The 17,453-nt window shown below is 45.8% G+C and carries 13 protein-coding genes and 1 pseudogene; 3 read left to right on the top strand and 11 right to left on the bottom strand.

The window, feature by feature from the left end; translation table 11 throughout:
- Window positions 1-14: 14 nt before the first annotated feature.
- Entirely contained in the window at window positions 15-1,244 is a 1,230-nt protein-coding gene (locus LWH95_RS08035) for an MFS transporter (protein WP_232919296.1), read from the top strand.
- Window positions 1,245-1,272: 28 nt separating this feature from the next.
- Here the strand turns inward: LWH95_RS08035 and LWH95_RS08030 are convergent, their stop codons facing one another.
- The 7 genes from LWH95_RS08030 to cypD all read right to left on the bottom strand — a co-directional run bounded on the left by LWH95_RS08030 (window position 1,273) and on the right by cypD (window position 11,871).
- Window positions 1,273-2,208 (bottom strand): putative nucleotide-diphospho-sugar transferase, encoded by a 936-nt coding sequence (locus tag LWH95_RS08030; RefSeq protein WP_100276035.1) that lies wholly within the window; start codon window positions 2,206-2,208, stop codon window positions 1,273-1,275.
- Between the two features lie 14 nt (window positions 2,209-2,222).
- The gene (locus tag LWH95_RS08025; protein WP_148983150.1) at window positions 2,223-3,386 is read right to left on the bottom strand and encodes a glycosyltransferase family 2 protein; all 1,164 of its coding nucleotides are present in this window, start codon (window positions 3,384-3,386) and stop codon (window positions 2,223-2,225) included.
- A gap of 28 nt (window positions 3,387-3,414) precedes the next feature.
- Window positions 3,415-4,326: a putative nucleotide-diphospho-sugar transferase gene (locus LWH95_RS08020; protein WP_148983193.1), complete on the bottom strand. Its 912-nt coding sequence runs from the start codon at window positions 4,324-4,326 to the stop codon at window positions 3,415-3,417.
- A gap of 23 nt (window positions 4,327-4,349) precedes the next feature.
- Window positions 4,350-5,318, bottom strand: a complete 969-nt coding sequence (locus LWH95_RS08015; RefSeq protein WP_003239968.1) for a GDP-mannose 4,6-dehydratase — start codon at window positions 5,316-5,318, stop codon at window positions 4,350-4,352.
- A gap of 6 nt (window positions 5,319-5,324) precedes the next feature.
- Window positions 5,325-6,089, bottom strand: coding sequence for a glucose-1-phosphate cytidylyltransferase (locus tag LWH95_RS08010; protein WP_003239970.1), 765 nt, complete (start codon window positions 6,087-6,089; stop codon window positions 5,325-5,327).
- Window positions 6,090-6,326: 237 nt separating this feature from the next.
- Complete coding sequence (gene ltaS1, locus LWH95_RS08005) at window positions 6,327-8,246, bottom strand: lipoteichoic acid synthase LtaS1 (RefSeq protein ID WP_133489096.1); 1,920 nt, start codon at window positions 8,244-8,246, stop codon at window positions 6,327-6,329.
- A 439-nt stretch (window positions 8,247-8,685) separates the two neighbouring features.
- Window positions 8,686-11,871: a bifunctional P-450/NADPH--P450 reductase gene (gene cypD / locus LWH95_RS08000; protein WP_232919295.1), complete on the bottom strand. Its 3,186-nt coding sequence runs from the start codon at window positions 11,869-11,871 to the stop codon at window positions 8,686-8,688.
- Window positions 11,872-12,020: 149 nt separating this feature from the next.
- Between cypD and LWH95_RS07995 the strand changes: the two genes are divergently transcribed.
- Window positions 12,021-13,094, top strand: a complete 1,074-nt coding sequence (locus LWH95_RS07995; protein ID WP_232919294.1) for a DUF3900 domain-containing protein — start codon at window positions 12,021-12,023, stop codon at window positions 13,092-13,094.
- Window positions 13,095-13,164: 70 nt separating this feature from the next.
- Here LWH95_RS07995 and LWH95_RS07990 read toward each other — a convergent pair whose 3' ends face one another.
- Both LWH95_RS07990 and LWH95_RS07985 read right to left on the bottom strand, forming a co-directional pair.
- Window positions 13,165-14,595 (bottom strand): excalibur calcium-binding domain-containing protein, encoded by a 1,431-nt coding sequence (locus LWH95_RS07990; protein ID WP_232919293.1) that lies wholly within the window; start codon window positions 14,593-14,595, stop codon window positions 13,165-13,167.
- A gap of 179 nt (window positions 14,596-14,774) precedes the next feature.
- On the bottom strand, window positions 14,775-15,884 hold the full coding sequence (locus LWH95_RS07985) for an FAD-dependent oxidoreductase (RefSeq protein ID WP_232919292.1): 1,110 nt from the start codon (window positions 15,882-15,884) through the stop codon (window positions 14,775-14,777).
- A 159-nt stretch (window positions 15,885-16,043) separates the two neighbouring features.
- On the opposite strand from LWH95_RS07985, the gene yetL reads away from it, so the two are divergent.
- Window positions 16,044-16,547, top strand: a complete 504-nt coding sequence (gene yetL / locus LWH95_RS07980) for a transcriptional regulator YetL (protein ID WP_232919353.1) — start codon at window positions 16,044-16,046, stop codon at window positions 16,545-16,547.
- Window positions 16,548-16,570: 23 nt separating this feature from the next.
- Here the strand turns inward: yetL and LWH95_RS07975 are convergent.
- Window positions 16,571-16,714, bottom strand: a pseudogene (locus LWH95_RS07975) (DMT family transporter); the annotation flags it as partial.
- Between the two features lie 63 nt (window positions 16,715-16,777).
- Entirely contained in the window at window positions 16,778-17,422 is a 645-nt protein-coding gene (locus LWH95_RS07970) for a Bax inhibitor-1/YccA family protein (RefSeq protein ID WP_232919291.1), read from the bottom strand.
- Window positions 17,423-17,453 lie beyond the last annotated feature (31 nt).

Below are 17,453 nucleotides of genomic sequence, written 5' to 3'. Positions count from 1 at the left end.
AGGAGGAGACTCATTTGGCTATTGCCGCCCCGCTAAAAGAAAAAACAATTCAAAAACCCGGCACCACGGTGTATCCGATTTTGATTATCATCGGAATCTGCCACATGCTCAACGATTCGCTGCAAGCCGTGATACCGGCCATGTTCCCTATTTTGGAACGCTCCATGAGCTTGACATTTACACAGCTCGGCATCATCGCTTTCACATTAAACATGGTATCATCCGTCATGCAGCCTGTCGTCGGCTGGTATACCGATAAACGGCCGCGGCCGTACGCGCTGCCAATCGGTCTGACCGCCAGCATGCTCGGCATTTTAGGCCTTGCATTTGCCCCATCATTTGTAACGATTTTATGCTGTGTGTTTTTCATCGGATTAGGCTCGGCCATTTTCCATCCGGAAGGCTCCCGTGTGGCGTATATGGCAGCCGGCACAAAACGCGGGCTCGCCCAGTCGATCTATCAGGTGGGCGGAAACTCAGGCCAGGCGATGGCGCCTCTGATCACCGCGCTGATCCTTGTACCGCTCGGGCAATTCGGCGCTGTTTGGTTCACGCTTGTCGCCGCGCTCGCTGTTATGTTTCTGCTGTATATTGCGAAATGGTACGCTGCACGTCTCGGAAGTCTTGCCCAGAAGTCCGGCAAACAAAAGAAAACGGCTGAAAACACGGCTATCACCAAGTCTGTTGTATCTGCTCTTATCATTATTATATTTCTCATTTTTGCACGTTCTTGGTATACGAGTGCAATCGGCAACTTTTACACGTTTTACGCGATGGATACATATCACGTAAGCATTCAGCAGGCACAGAGCTATATTTTTGTCTTTTTGCTGTTCGGCGCTGTCGGCACGTTTCTTGGCGGCCCGCTTGCAGACCGTTTCGGAAAACGCTTCGTGATTCTCGGTTCGCTGCTCTGCTCGGCGCCGCTGGCGATTGTGCTTCCATTTTCCGGACCGGTGCTCGCCTATGGCGTGCTCGCATTGATCGGCTTGGTTCTGATGTCGAGCTTTTCCGTAACGGTTGTCTACGCACAGGAGCTTGTTCCTGGAAAAATCGGCACAATGTCCGGTTTGACCGTCGGGCTTGCCTTCGGAATGGGCGCGATCGGCGCTGTGGCGCTGGGCGCTCTGATTGACGCCGCGGGATTGACCCCGACAATGATCGCCATTGCCTTTCTCCCTGTCCTCGGCATCCTAGCCTTCTTATTGCCGAGCGATCAGAAGCTGAGAGAGTGGCATAGCTGAAAAACCCCTGCCATGCGGCAGGGTTTTTTTAATCCAGCTGTATAAAATGAGTATCAGGCACTGCGTGCTTCGGGATAAAGCCGTCCGCAAAGTCCGGGAACGCCGACTGTATTTCGTCAATCCATCTTTTCAGGTTTAACACATACGGCATATAAATCATTTCAATGGTCGCTTCGTCTTCAATCCGATAATACCAGCAAAGATTGAACTCATTTTCTGTCACCAGTGTAAACCCGGAGAAATGATAGAAAATCAGCGGCGTTTCATCTATATACACGCGGCCATCCTTTTGCCCGACCTTATAGTTTTCGATATTCCAAAGCGCTGTATTGGCTCCGATTGATTTGACAACATGCACACCCTTGTACTGCGCCGGCCACTTCTCCACATATCGTTGATCACCGTACGTCTTTCGTTCCGTATTCATTTCTACCGTACAAAATTCAATGCAGTCCTGTCTCCACTGCCACACCGCTTCATATGCTTCCTTCGTATTCCCGGCACCGACAAAACCTGTGTTATAGCGGCCGGTCCGTTCATAGTAGGACATGAACCGCGGCGAGTTGCGGTGATCGGTCAAATACAGAGAAGCCGTTGGGTTTTCCGCAAAAATACGTGATGGATCAGAAAAGAAGAACAGATCGGTATCCATATGGGCAAAGTATTCAGCATCATCCCACTTGCTCATGACATGGAATAAAAAGGCGGGCTTCAATGTCCAGCAATATTCATGAAACGTTCGATTGCTTTTCGCTTTCAGCAGCTCCGGGTCTTCCATTTCATGCAGCTGCACAAAGGTCACATGCTCCCATGGCACGTGCTGAAGCAATTCATACGCTTTCTGATCGACACACAGCACATACAAATGAAAATCATCGCAATGCTCATGGAGAGAATGAATCATGGGCATGAGCTTAAAGATATGCGTCCTTGACACTATCGTTGAAAAATGAAATGTACTCATCATACCACATCCAATTATCTAAGATCCACGTGCAGCAAATCGTTGACAAGCGCATACAGCGCATTGGCAAAATCGTTCACGCCAAGCTTTTTCTTCGCTTTTGGCAGGAGCTTGCGGACAGTTTGTAAATCAAAGTTTTTCGCCGTCACCCTTGGTGCTTTTTTTTGCCAATCCGGGTCAATGTTGCGCTCTTTGACAACATGGAGCAGCTCAAGAAACAGATTCAGCAGCATGTCGTATTTCTGAGATTCAAGCAGCTTATGAATATCAGTCATGATGCCGTTCGTCATGTCAGGAGGAAACGGCCCGTTAAAAGCGAGATGAACGTCTAAGGAGCGGATGTTATTGTATTTATCGCACATATAGGCAATGTTTGCCCGAATATCGTCTACAGACTTACAATTGCTCGGGTGCTCCTGATGAACACTGACAATATCGCGATGCAGCCTGAAGGTCAGTCCGGCCTGATGAAGCCTGATCCCAAGGTCGTAATCCTCAAACCCGTACCGCACAATGCCTTCATCAAATAAACCGAGGTCAACCACATGCTTGCGTCTAACAGAGGAATTATTCGTGATAAAAAAGCGCCATGGCATATGATAGCCTTTCAGGTCATCGCCGTACTCATCTAAAATCTTCTTGAGCACGTCAATAAAGTCGGTATCAAGGTCAAAGCTTTTGTCCAGGAAGCTTCCGTTTTTGATGTCCGCTTCATTCAGCAGCTTTTGTTTGTCTTTCTTCGGCATTTCGTCTACGAGCTTTGCGAGCTGTTCCTTATGTTCATCTTCAAAGCGTTCATAATAAAAACTGTAGATCCGTTTCCAAAACAAACCGCACACGACGAGATTCTCTTCGTTCTCATGGGCTTTGATATGCTTTGCCACAAGATCCTTTGCCGCAAGCATATCGCTGTCATGGAAAATCAGGATATCTCCTCTGGCATTGCGAAGCGCCTGATTTCGGCCGTACGCAATGCCCCTGTTTTCCTTAATCCGTGTAAAAACCAGCGGAAAATCCGCTTGAAACGACTCGAGCATCGAGAGCGTCCCGTCCTCAGAGCCATTGTCCGCTACAATGACTTCAAATTCTTCATCGCACTCCTGCTGGTTTAATGACAGAAGGCTGTTATAGAGACGCTCCTTTGAATTATATGCAGGAATAATAACGCTTGCTTTCACTTCATTTTCACTTCCTGTATTTAATCATTTATTTGTTATCATCTTTTGAAGCAAAACCGTTAAATTCGGGGTCTAACGTTTTAATGTGCTGAATGATATGCGGCAGTGTCTCTTGATACAGCTCATGCACAAACGGCAGGTCTGTGCGGGTTGTTTCATGAATCTGTTTGATTTCATTGATGCTGACGATTCGGTATCCGCTGAAATGGTAAAAAATCAGCGGGCTGCCATCCTCCAGCACGATCCGGCCATCCTCCCAGGAAAACGTATGCTGCCCGTAGTTCCAGTGGCCGATGTTCACACCGGGTGTCGTAATGTCACATACATTCGGAAACAGCTCAGACATATAATCTAAATAGCCCTGATCACCGAATTTCCCTTCACCCGGGGCATTTTTGCATTCCTCAAGACAGCGTTCCTTCCACCACTCCAAGCAATCCGTGCCGGCATCATCATGCTTGAAGCTGATAAAGCCGGAGTTATATCTGCCTAAAAGACGCTGCAGCATGTCAATCTGCTCTCTCTCAAAGGAAGGGATTACGATATCACCCCGTGAAAGGAGCACCGAGCAGTCCGGCTGGTTCTCAAAAATCGGCGACGGATCGGCGTAAAAAAATAAATCCCCGTCAATATACGTCACACGCTCCAGCTCGGGGTTGCTGTTCAGCACAGCTTGCAGAAAGATCGGCTTCATCGTCCAGCAGTACTCGCTTTGATCTCTCGTTTCCTTGAGACTCAGAAGCGTTTCATTTTCAAGCGCGTCCACCGGCACAAGGTTCAGCTGCTTCATCTTCAGCTTCTGTAAGACGCGGTGTGTATCTTCATCCATGCACAGCGTAAAAATGGGACTGTCTTGATCCACTTGCTCTAACGACTTAAATAAGGCGACTGCCTGATATAATCTCCCTTTTGATAAAACGGTGCAATACGCGCTGGTCACAGTCATGTTCACCTCGTTTCACATTACTTTTTGAAGAATTCCGTATACCACTCAATCGTTTTTTCAAGTCCTTCATCAATGGTGTAGGCCGGTGACCAATTCAGCAGCTTTCTCGCTTTTTCCGCGGATAAATATTGATGTTTGATTTCATTGCTCCCCTGATTCAGCACCTTCGGCTTCAGGCTGCTGTTCATTTTCTTCAATATTTTCTCTACCAATTCAAGTACAGTCAGCTGGATTTCATTGCTGAAGTTAAAGGCCTCTCCGGCAAGATTGTTTTCTTCCATTTTTTCTGCCAGAAGCAAATAAGCCTGAACGGCATCTTCAATATAGAAGTAGTCGCGGACAAACGTGCCGTCGCTGCGGATTTCCGGCGCTTCCCCGTTCAGAACAAGCTGAATCGTCTGCGGAATAATGCGGTTGAAGTTCAAATCCCCGCCGCCGTACAGGTTCCCGCAGCGCGTGATGCAGACTGGAAGCCCGTACGTGTGAAAATACGTGTGGCTGATCAGATCTGCGCAGCTTTTTGAGACGTCGTACGGATGCTTGCCTTGCAGCGGCATATTCTCATCGTACGGAAGGTTTTCTTGATCGCCGTAAGCTTTATCACTTGAAGCGACAATCACCCGCTTAATTAACGGATGCTTCCGGCAGGCTTCGAGAATATTCCACGTGCCGAGGATATTCGCTTCAAAGGTAGAAATCGGGTTGCGGTTCGCCACGCCGACAATCGCTTGTGCAGCAAGGTGAAAGACTGTGTCAATTTCATATTCGCCAAGCGCGCGTTCTATCACAGGCAAGTCTTCAAGAGATCCCCGTACGATGTTCATTTTCTTGATATGTTCTCCCTGATAAAGGTTGGATTGAGGCACATGATCTCTGACAAGCCCCGTAACGTTTGCGCCCTGTTCGATCAGCTCTTTCACCAAGTAGCTTCCTAAAAGACCTGTACACCCCGTGACAAATACGTTTTTATTTTTCCAGAAACTCAAATCAGTTCACCATACCTTCCATACTTGTTGTCCTTGATCCCACATTTTGTTGACTTCTAAGAGATTTTTATACGTATCGATGGCCGTCCAAAATCCGTAATGGCGGTACACGGCAAGCTCTCCGTCTTTGGCAAGGTTCTTCAGCGGTTCATCTTCGAACATCATATTCCCGTCCTTCGGCAAATAATCGAAAACCTTGGGACTGAGAACGAAGAATCCGCCGTTAATGATTCCGTCACTCGATGTCTTCTCAGAAAATGTTTTCGCCATGCCTTCCTCGACCGTCAAGGTGCCGAACTGCGAGACTTTGTCAATGCCGGTGACAGTCGCGGCAGCACCCTTTGTCTGATGATAGCTGATGAGATGGAAAAGATTGATATTGGCCAGCCCGTCCCCATAGGTGAGCAGAAACGTTTCATCGCCGATATAGTCTTTTGCCTGCAAGATTCTTCCGGCTGTCAGCGTGTCTTCCCCTGTTTCCAAAAACGTAATTTTCCACGTTTCAGGCTGCCCCAGCATCTGCACCTCTCCTGTAGAGCTGTCGAGTGTCAGGCTGTTGTGCTTCCATTCATAGTCGAGAAAGTATTCTTTGATTTTTTCTCCTTTATAGCCCAAAAGCAGAATAAACTCGTTTACTCCGTAGTACTGATAGATTTTCATAATATGCCATAGAATCGGTTTGCCGCCTATCATGGCGAGCGGTTTAGGAATATCATGCGTGACTTCACTCATTCTCGTTCCTTTTCCGCCGCAGAGAATGACCGCTTTCATCTCTACCCCTCATCTCTATGAATATTGAGTTCGAAACCTGGTACATCTTTACAATCTATCAAGGCGTTTCCCCGATAATTTGTCCGACTTCAATACCGGTTTCAAAATCTACTGTAATGATATGAGAGAAAGGCGGCCTTGGTGACCAAATGGAATCTATTTTTTCAAGTTGGTTATGTAACCAAAAAAAAGAGCCTTGAGCGAAGGCAATGTGCCCGCTCAAGGCTCTTTCTCGTCTTATTTGATTTCTTTTTCCTTGCCGTAATGATAATCAGACGGATCAACGGCTGTGAAATCGCTGAGTTTGTGGAATCTCAGCAAGTCTTTGTACAGGACACTGTCTGACAGACTAAGCTGCTGGTTCACTCTTGTTTTCAGATTCTTCGTTTCTTCATTCGCTTTCAGTTTTTCACCAGTCTTCGTATCGTAAATGACATTATCGACAGATGTGTACTTCGGCGTCACGAAGTCTCCGTTTCTGAACGCCACTGTATCGTCGTGGTCTTTAGAGAATAAATCAGTACCGAAGTTGATGTATTTCTGAGAATCAATTCCTTGTAAGTGCAGAAGTGTCGGCATGACGTCAATTTCGCCGCCATACGTATGGTTCACTCCGCCTTTTTTGCCAGGAACGCGGATCATCAGCGGCACACGCTGGTTCTGCGCGTTTTGATAATCTGTGATCTCTTTTCCAAGAATCTCTTTCATCGCGCGGTTATGGTTTTCAGAAATACCGTTATGGTCACCGTAAATCACGATGACTGAGTCGTCATACAGGCCGGCTTCCTTCAGCTCCTTGAAGAACTGCTCAAGCGATTCGTCAAGGTAACGGGCAGTCTGGAAGTAGCTGTCAACAGTGTTATCGCCAGTTGTCGCTTTCTTAATGGACGCGTCTTTTTCATCCAGATTAAACGGATAATGGTTTGTTAATGTAATCAAATGCGCGTAAAACGGCTGTTTAAGAGATTCAAGTTTTGGAATCGATTCTGTAAAGAATGGCTTATCCTTGAGTCCCATATTAATAATGTTCTCATCTGACATATCATACGTGCTTGCGTCGAAGAACTTGTCATAACCGATATGTTTGTAAATCTGGTCACGGTTCCAGAACGATTTGTAGTCACCATGCAGGACGGCGCTTGTGTAGCCTTCCTTCTGGTCTAAAATCGCAGGAAGCGACTGATATGTGTTTTCGCCTTTCGTCACAAACGCGGAGCCTTCAGGAAGGCCGAAGATGGAGTTATCCATTGTCAGCTCGGCATCAGATGTTTTTCCCTGGCCTGTCTGATGGAAGAAGTTATCAAAATACGTCACATCTTCCCCGCCGTGTGCAAGTTTATTTAAAAACGGCGTCACCTCTTCACCATTCAGCTTGTAATCAATCAGGAATGACTGGAAGCTTTCGAGGTGAATCTTAATGATATTTTTGCCTTTGGCAGAGCCGAAGTACTCGGCATTCGGTTTCGCATAATGAGACGTCGTGTAATTCTCGACGCTTGTTAAATCATCGCTGCTCGCGTAGGCTCTTTGCGTTTCCGTTTGAGCCGTCTGAACACCGTCATAAATGGTGTAATTGTAAAGACCTAAATATTTCACGATATAATTGCGGTCAAACGTTCTTGTCAGCAGCTGCGGACGGTCTTTTTCCGCATAGTGCAGGTTGATGAAAAACAGTGCGATCCCGGAAAGGATCACCAGTGACGCAAAACGTTTTTTCATTTTGTATTCTTTTAATTCAGGTCTCCAGATCAATACCGCAATCAAAATAATGATATCTAAGAAATAGAAAATATCATGACCGGCCATGATGCTGAAAATCCCGTCTCCCATGTTTCCGACGTTGCCGGACTGTTTAATGTTCGGGAACGTCAAGAAATCGTCAAAGAAACGATAGAATAAAATATTTGCATATAACACAAATGTCATCACAAAATCGATAATCAGCATGATAATCGCTGATTTTCGCCCTTTCGCCAGCAAAGCCAGTCCTAAAAAGAAGACGGCGCTTGAGAACGGGTTAAATACCAGGAGGATCTCCTGGGTTGTGCCTTTTACCCCAAGATTAAACTCAGTCTTGTAGGATAAATACGTTTTTGCCCAAAACAGTATAACAGCCAGCACAAAAAAGCTAAGTTTGTAAGAAAAAAGTTTCTTCATGGCAACCTCTACTTTCTTAAACACTTTAAGTTCTTCATTCATATTTACCTGCTCTTTATCCTGTCTTCCAATTCCTTCTTTCCAAACAAAATCAAGGCATCACACAACAATAAATACACCGCGGTATTCCCCGGAATATTTACGCTTTGCACCATACCAGTTTTATTACACCTATTTCAAACCAAACACTGGACGAAAGAAGCCTTCGTTTCGTTTCACATTTTTTCTCGCAAAATAAAAAAAGGATTTCTTTTGTCGTGTGTGCCGCGGAAAAAAGAAATAGATACCGAGTATAAGAATAACATAAACTAGCAAAAACGAAAAATAGGTTTTGCAGACAGCCCGCCCTTCAGGCGGGACTGTGGCTATTGTATGCACTAACGTTTAGCTCCATCACATTTTTTTGAAGAGACAAAAAAAGACTGGATGTCTCCAGTCTTTATAGCCCCGACCAAACATCTTTTGCATATATACCGGTATCCTGCAGATGTTTCAGCCAGTTTTGTGCTTCTTGTTCGCTGGTGCCATGAACAGACTGATATGCTTTTTGCAGCGCTGCCTCCACATCTGGGGCCATTTTGCTGCCATCACCGCATACATAGAGCCTGCCTCCGCGATCGAGAATCGAAATTAATGTTTCTGCATGGTCAGACATGAGATGCTGGACATACGTTTTCGGCATGCCTTCTTTTCGGGAAAAGGCTGTGTGGACAGTGACGATTCCGTCTTTTTCAAACTGCTCAAGCTCATCGCGGTAAATAAAATCCCGATCGTTTCTGCACCCGAAATAGAGATGAGCTTCACCGAGCGTTTTTCCCTCCCGCTTTAAAGCTGCGCGAGCTTGGAGAAAACCGCGGAATGGCGCTACTCCTGTACCCGGTCCGACCATAATGATAGGGGTCTCAGGGTCTTCCGGAAGCTGAAACCGGGATTCCGGTGTACGGACAAACATCACGACATCATCCCCCACCTTGCGTTCCGCTAAGTAATTTGAAGCCACACCTCTGTATTCGCCAAGGCCGCTCCAAGCAGGGCCTCGCACAACACCGACTGTAATGGATGCTTGCTCCGGATTCACCCTTGGAGAGCTTGAAATCGAGTAATATCTCGGTTTTAACGGCCGTAAAAGCTCTAAAAATCGTTCAAACGGCATGTCGCACGCTTCATATTTTTCAAGCAGATTCAGCATAGAAATCCGTTTTTTCAATATTTGTTCCTGGTAGACACCCTCTGCCGTCAGCTCTTCTAATTCGCGTTTATGCGGCGGGCAGACTGTGAATGCCGCCAGCTCCCTTATTTGCGCCCTTGTAGCCGCTTCCTGCACCTCGACGCTGTAGCTGAGAAGATCTTGCAGACTGACAGGCCGGCCCAAAGGCAAATGCCCCGCACTGCGCCCGCTTGCCGACAATGTCACTTGGTCGGTTCCCTTCAGACCGAAGCGGTGAAGAATCCGGCTGACATTGGTTTGGCTGTTCCTCGGCAAGACGCCAAGGTGGTCTCCCTCTCGATATTCAACATCCGGCGGCAGTGCGATTTCGATATGGCGGGTGCTGCGGTCGCTGTCTGCTGACTGGAGTTCACGATTTTCGGCAATGGATGCGTGAGCCGCTTCGTACGATCTGGCCAGCGGGGACTCTCCAAGCCCTCTGACAAACTGAAGGCTCAGCGTGCTTCGTTCCTTATCAGCGTTTTCATTAAGCTCCAGTCCGAATGCTTTGATGGCGTCGGCCCACATGCTTTTTTTCCACTCGTCAAGCTGCCCTTCAAAATCGCCGCTTACATCTCCCTCTCCCCGCTTAGAAAACCGAGTCGCGCCTTTCTCCGCAAGCTGCTCATCAATGAATCTCGGCACGTATTGATACGTACTCGCCCAGTTGTGGTCGCCGCAGCCAAATACCGCATAATGGACGCCCTCAAGCTCACCCGGTTTGATTTCTTGAAGCCACTGAACGAACTGCCCCGCATTGCTTGGCGGTTTTCCGTTATAAGAAGAGGTCACAATGACAACAGCCCCCTCCTGCGGCAGCTTGCCAATCTGGTCGTTCAGAGGTGCCACCTCAGTCCTTACGCCGTGAAGACTGGCTGTATCCGCAAGCTCCCGGGCGACGCCTTCTGCAGTGCCTGTATCAGATCCATACAGCACGAGAAGCGGGCGGTTGTTAAGACCGATGACCGATGCACCCTTTGTTTCTGTTTTCTCTTTTTGCTCATCAGGCGCCGCTTTTTCAGCTGCCGGGACGTCCGCATGAATGGCTTCCTGGTTCCTGGTTTGAACCCTGATGCGAAAATCGCCAGGCTTGAGTGTTAAAGTTTGTTTAATATCAAGTTCATAATTCTCATGATCAATTAACGTGAAATATTTTAAAACCATGCCCAGCACAAGTGTCGCTTCATGAAGGGCAAACTGCATGCCGATACAGGCCCGCTGTCCATTTCCGAACGGTTTGTACGCATGATGAGGCACTTGGTCCTGATGTTCGAACCGTTCCGGCCGGAATTCTTCAGCGTCCTCTCCCCAAGCGTCTCGATCACGATGAAGCTGAGGAATCAGCACAGAAATTCTGTCTTTCGTTGTAATCGGGTATTTTCCGCCAATGACTGTGTCTTCCTTTGGATAAAGGCTGAAAGCTGGAGCTGTTGGCCATAAGCGCAAGGATTCATTTAAAATCATCCGTATGTATGTCAGTTCGAGCACTTGTTTATAGGTCGGCGCTGCATCAGTCAAAACCCGGTCAACCTCTTCATATGCCTTTTTCAGTTTGTCAGGATGCTTCAATAAATAGTAGATCGCAAAGGAAAGCAGGCCGCTCGTTGTTTCATGCCCGGCAATCAAAAACGTAATGATTTGAAAACGGATATTTTCATCGTCAAGCTTTTCACCTGTTTCCGGATCTTCCACATTCAGCATGCGGGCAAGCAAATCTTTTTCATCCTGGTCTCCATTCGATCTCCGCTCCGCAATAATGCTGTCGACTAACGAAAACATCGTTTGAATATCATGATGAAATTGTCGCTTTGTTCTGACCATAAGCTTATCTTGAAAATCAAGCCGCTGCATCTGGTGCATCGCTTCATCAAGCGCCCGCACCATGCTGTTGATAAACGGGTGGGGCGTTTCTCTGTAGTAGCTGTTAAAGCGATAGTTAAACCCGCACAGCCCAATTGTGTCGAGCGTCAGCCGGGTCATATCCCCTGGGACATCGACTGCTTCATTCGGGTTGAGCCTGGCCCATTTTTGAATGAGCTGAACAGCGATATCGACCATTTTCTCATGGTAGTCCTTCATGGCCCGCTGGCTGAACGTCGGCATCAGAATATTGTGCGCTTTTCTCCAGTTAGGCTCATGTGTCCAGCTTGTAAATAATCCGTCACCGGAAAACGCGCGAACCTTCTCCAAGGCGCCTTCAATGCTTTTATCGAACCGCTCTTCATCACAAACCTCTTTCACCAATTCATGGCCGGACACCACAATGGTCGTGCCCGCAGGTGTATGAATTTGAAAAATTGGCCCCTGCTCTTCCGCCAGTTTGATCAGCGACAGTGTCGGTTTGTCTTTATCAATTAAAGGCAGGTTGCCGAGCGGCCCAAACGTCTTTGGCTGAGGAATCGGGCTTGTTTCCTTCATCGAACCATTCCTTTCCGTATGAAATGCCTTCTATCTGACTACATTTCCCTTTCATGGTCAGGATTATTCCGTTCCTCTGATTGACGTACGAACATCGTTTTTTCTATACTTGAGAAGCTGTACAATACGCGAATAAGGTGAGTTCATATATGGATTTTGAAATTCGATTTTTATCCTTTTATGTCATACAGGTGGAAGGCAAGGACGAGCAGGCAAACAAGCAGTTCAAGCACTTCCAGACCCTTGATACGGGTGAATTTGAAGAAAGCGAGCTGAAGGACTTTCTCGACGGGGAACTGAAAAAAATCGTCAAACGGAAAGCCGACCGCCATCCACAGTCCGAGCAGGTGCCGACGAAAATCGGCCATTTTATCGTCGAGCCCGGTCACGAGCTCGATTCCAACCCGAACTACAACATGTTTAACCGTGCGCGCCTGGCGGAAACAAAAGAGGACTTTAACGAGCTGAGCGAGCAGTTCGTCCGCACGTACCTCGACACGAGCGCAGTCCGCGGCGGTGTGTTCCTCGTCGCTTCGGCCGTGCCGAGAAAATACTTCGACGAGTCATTTGTCTTCATTATGAAATGTGATTTCGAGCCAAAGGTCGCCCGCATTTCAGACGCGTCTTCTCTTATTAAAAAAGTCGAAATGGCGATTACGACAAAAAACATGAAAAGCATCCAATACCCGTTCATGCCTGAGGAAGGGATGGTCGAGGAAGGCGAGCTGAAAATCCACCAGGCCTCGCACGCCCGCTATTTTGAGGACTTTCTGAAATTCGTCGAGTACGGAGAATCGATGCCGGAAATCATGAAAAACCAGGTCATGAACATGGTGCAGGAGCACGTCTACGAGACATTTGAAGACAACAGCGAAGAGCTCAAGCAGTTCGAGCACGACATCGAAATATGGGAAGCAAGCGAAAAACGGGAAATCCAAGAGCGCCTCGACACCCATCAAGTCATCGAAGCCTCCGCCCAAATCATCGAGCACACGCCCGAAGCCCAGCTGAAAATGAAAGTCGGAGAAACTGAGATTAAGGGATTGCTAGCGGATTTTGGCGATTCAATTCATCTCGCAAAAGTGAACGGGCGCTATGTCGCGCTGATTGAAGCCGAGACGATTTCTTTTGAGAAGGGCAGTTCGCCGGTTGAGTTTTATAAGCCTGAGGGGCTGCATGAGGTGATTGAGCGGATACAATGGAAAAATATAAATGATGATTAGACGTTTGTTAAAAATAATAAAAGAGAGAATACTTCAGTATTCTCTCTTTCTTTAAATAGCCATATATTAATTAGCGATCACAAGCAATACCATCACCATCACGGTCAAGATGTTTCGCATACCCCGGTTCACCAGAATGTATAGGGGCAACACCAGCTTGCCGTGCTGCGGTACAATTTTTGTAATACACATTAGTCTGTTGTTCTTGTGCCTCTGCTTGTTGTAACTCTTTCTCTTGCTCACGCTTTTCTTGTGCTAGTCGCTCTTCTTCCTCTTGCTTACGTTTCTCTTCTGCTAGTCGTACTTCTTCCTCTTGCTTACGTTTCTCTTCTGCTAGTCGTGCTTCTTCTTCTTGCTTACGTTTCTCTTCTGCTTGCTTTTTTGCTTTTTCTTCTTGCTTACTCTTATTATCTTGTTGTTTATTATCTTCATGTTTGCTTTGATTTTCTGTCTGTTCTGCCTTTTGTTCGGTCTTTGAAACAGATGTTTTATCACTTGATTTTACAGAGTTAGCTTCTTTATTGTTTTCTCCAAAAAATGTATTAAATATTAACAAAAATATCAGCAGGTAAATCAATGAAGCAATAGCTCTTTTCCACCACTTACCACTTCGAAACCCTAATATTTTTTGATACCATTTCCGCTTCTTCTGCTTAAGAGGAATATTTGCAGCATTTAAAATAGAAACAAATTCCTTGCCAGATATATTTATAATCAAACTTTCCCCTGTTTCCGCAACATTGATAACTGTTTTTATTGCAAATCGATCTATAACCGCGTTAGAAAAGTATTTAAAATCCCACTTATTTAATAGTTTGGATTTTCTTTCTTTATTATCAAATTCATATAAGTACACCACTTGATTGTCGAGTACAATAAAATTACCCTTACTTTGTCTATCCTCTTGGAAAAAGCCTTCCGCTATCAAGGCAGCATTTTTATGTTTTTCACGCAATAATCGTTCGCCATTTTTCATAAGACTTAGATTATCCCTCTTCATTAGAAAAGAAGTAATTTTAACATTTCGATTTTGTAAATCAATTAATTTTTCAGCATGTAAAAAATAATCAAAATCATGTGTAACGGTAGTTAGAATTTCTTTTGATTGATTAGATATCATGTATTCTAAAATCTCTATAAATTCTTGGCTATCATCATTTTTCTTAATATCATCGAATGTACGTTTTAAACGGCCTATCTTAAGGCTTAAAATCCAACTATTTTTATCTTTTCCATCAGTTCTTACTTCAATATCATTAATTTGTGAATATTCATATGTTATTTGTTCGTACTTAGAAACAAAGAAAATGGATTGGGTAGTAAGTGCTAATACCCCTTTTAATTCTCTACCACTTTTTTTATCACATTCAGCTTCAATAATCTTTAGAACATTTTCTTTCGACGATAAGGTGACCCTTTCTGCGTCTTGTAATAATCTTTCATACTTTGAAAATAAGGTTTTTTGGCCCATTGTAGGGCGTTTACCTATCCACTTTTGCATAATGTCCCCCTATTTTACATTAATGAAATTCTAACAGAAACTTTTGTTTTTTGACTTAATTTTACCAAATACAGGGTGATTTTACATCATTTATTGTTATATATTTCTAGATAAATTAGTTAAAACACTTGTGTCTTTCTAAATAAAAAGTCCAGAAATCACTTTCTGGACTTTTCCTATTAGTACCCTTCCCTCAACACCGCATGGCACTCCCCAATCAGCTCTTCCGCTCCCGGCTCTCCTTTTAGGCCGCGGCGGACGATTTCTGAGGAGAGGTTCTGGACTTTCAGCGCTCTTGGTGCTCTTCTTTCGTAATACGCATGAAATGCGATTTCGATGTCGGCGTGGTTTTTGAGTTCTTCAGCGAGGACGATGGCATCCTCGATGGCCATTGCCGCTCCTTGTGCCAAGGTCGGCGCTCCGGCATGGGCGGCGTCTCCTCCGATGACGACGCGGCCTTTGTACCATGGCTCCTGCACTGCGACCTGTTCCAGTTTGTTAAACATGACAGGATGCTCTTTTGACATATGCTTTGTGACAAAATCGAGCCCCGGAAAACCAGAGAGAATCTCTTTTACTCTATCAAACCGGGTATCTTCTTTATCCCAGTAATCGCTCGTGCAAGGCTGGAGAACGAAGACATAGCCGGCGTGTTCCGCCAATGGCACGACGCCAATTTGTGTGTCTCCGCTTCTATACATCAATGTCGCGTCCTCAAATGTAAAATCAGGAAGCTCGATATAAAAGCGCCATGCCCCCATGCCGAGGTGCTCTTTTTCTGTTTCCTTTTGCAGCATCTTATCGCGAACAGCGGAATGGATGCCGTCAAAGCCTGCCAGAATGTCAGCCTGCATCTTTTCTCCGTCTTCACATACGGCAGTAACCGATTCAGCCGTTTCTTCATAGGTAACAACCTTTTTCCCCCACTTGATATGTACACCCGCCGCCTCGGCATGCTTAATGAGAATGTCATTTAGCGTCTTTCGCAAAATATTATTTCGTCCTGGAAGTGTATCGTCTAAAAAGGATTCACTGACTTGAAACAGCAAATCCCCCTGTGCATCAAACGTTTTAAACCATTCTGTTTGAAAGCCATGCTTACAGCAATCTTCGAATATGCCCAATTCTTTCAAGACCGCCAGTGCGTTTTGCGGCTGGAGAATCCCCGCACCCGTTTTGCGGTTTTCTGTAGCCGCTTCACACAAGGTGACGGAAAACCCTGCTTTACTAAGGGAAATGGCCGCTGATAATCCGCCGATTCCGCCTCCCGCTATCAAAATATGTTTCATATAAATAACCACCTTTTCAGTTCTTTATATAGTTAGGCGCCTAACTATATTACCTTACTATGTCCCGTGAAAAGCTGTCAATCATCTCCAAGCTAAGTTGCGTTATGGTTATCGCTCCTTTATAATCGTGTCACAACGAACGTACGGGAGCTTATTATGATGGAATTAAAACATTTACCGAAATATAAGCATATAACAGAGCACGCCGAGACGTATGCCAATATTGACGCCGGCTCTCTTGAATTGTTTTTATCTCTTTTTGATATCTCAAAAAAAATGAATCATGTGATGGAGCATTATTTCGCAGGCCGCGGGCTGTCAGAGGGAAAATTCAAAATCCTGATGCTGCTCTTTGATGCCAAGGACCACACGTTAAGTCCGACCGAGCTTGCCAAGCAATCCAACGTCACGAAAGCAACGATTACAGGCCTGCTGGACGGGCTGGCGAGGGATGGGTTTGTCAGCCGCAGACATCACACAAAGGATAAACGAAAAATCAGCATTGAACTGACAAAGGAAGGCAAAGAACGGCTGGAGCAATTTCTGCCCGGTCATTTCGGCAAAATCTCCGCGGTGATGGAAAACTACAGCGATGAGGAAAAAGACATGTTCGTGAAGATGCTTGGTGATCTTTTTGAAAAGCTAAGCGTGTTTAAAGACTAAAAAACCCGTCCGACCAGGACAGGCTACAGCGTCTTTTCTTCTGAAGCCGGATACGTATCCGGCTGTTTTTTCTTTATGACCGTAACAAATATGCCGCCGATGACACATGCAATGCCGATCAAATGCACAAGCTCAAACGGCTCCACACCTGACAAAATGACAGCCGAACAACTCCGCCTGCCTTTTTATGCATGACGAAAAGCGCCTATCCAATGACAGGCGCTCTCTGATTAATCATCACTGCTCAAAATGCCAAAGAAGCGAAGCAGGTTGATGAACAAGTTGATAAAGTCAAGGTACAGCGATAATGCCATAACAGGAATTAAGTCTTCCGTAATATGGCGGTGTTTGATTTGGTTCAAATCATACAAAATGTAAAGGGAAAAGACGATGGTTCCGATGACGGAATACGCCATCATCGCCGCTGAGTTTAACGGACTGAAAATGTTGAAAATGCCAACCACTGCCAGCGCGAGCACCGCTACCAGCAGAAATGACCACAGGAAGGATAAATCCTTCTTCATTTTTGCGCCGATTGTGCCCAGAACAGCAAAAATAACAAATGTAGAGCCAAAAGCTTCAAGCACGACATAGGCGCCGGCGATGGAAGCGTAGTGGCTGACGATCGGAAATAAGGTAATGCCTGAAACAAATGCGAATGTATATACAAACGCATACCCGACCGCTTTTCTTCTGCGCATCCAGAAGGCCAGAATAATCATCCCCACTTCAAGAATGGAAAGCGGCAGCATCAAAGCGATAGGAACAAATTGGCCGATAAAAAGACCGACAGTCGCGATCAGCAGCGTGAAAACAAAGACTGTCAAGATGCGCTGCATGATCGATTGCTTACTCTCGTGAGCCGTAGCTTGCATGTCAAAAATCCTCCTAAAAAATGATCTTAAA

This window comes from Bacillus sp. G16 (genome assembly GCF_021282335.1).
Taxonomy (GTDB): Bacteria; Bacillota; Bacilli; order Bacillales; family Bacillaceae; genus Bacillus; species Bacillus inaquosorum.
The sequence above is the reverse complement of the archived record's forward strand: the minus strand, read 5'-3'. Positions and strand labels throughout refer to the sequence as shown.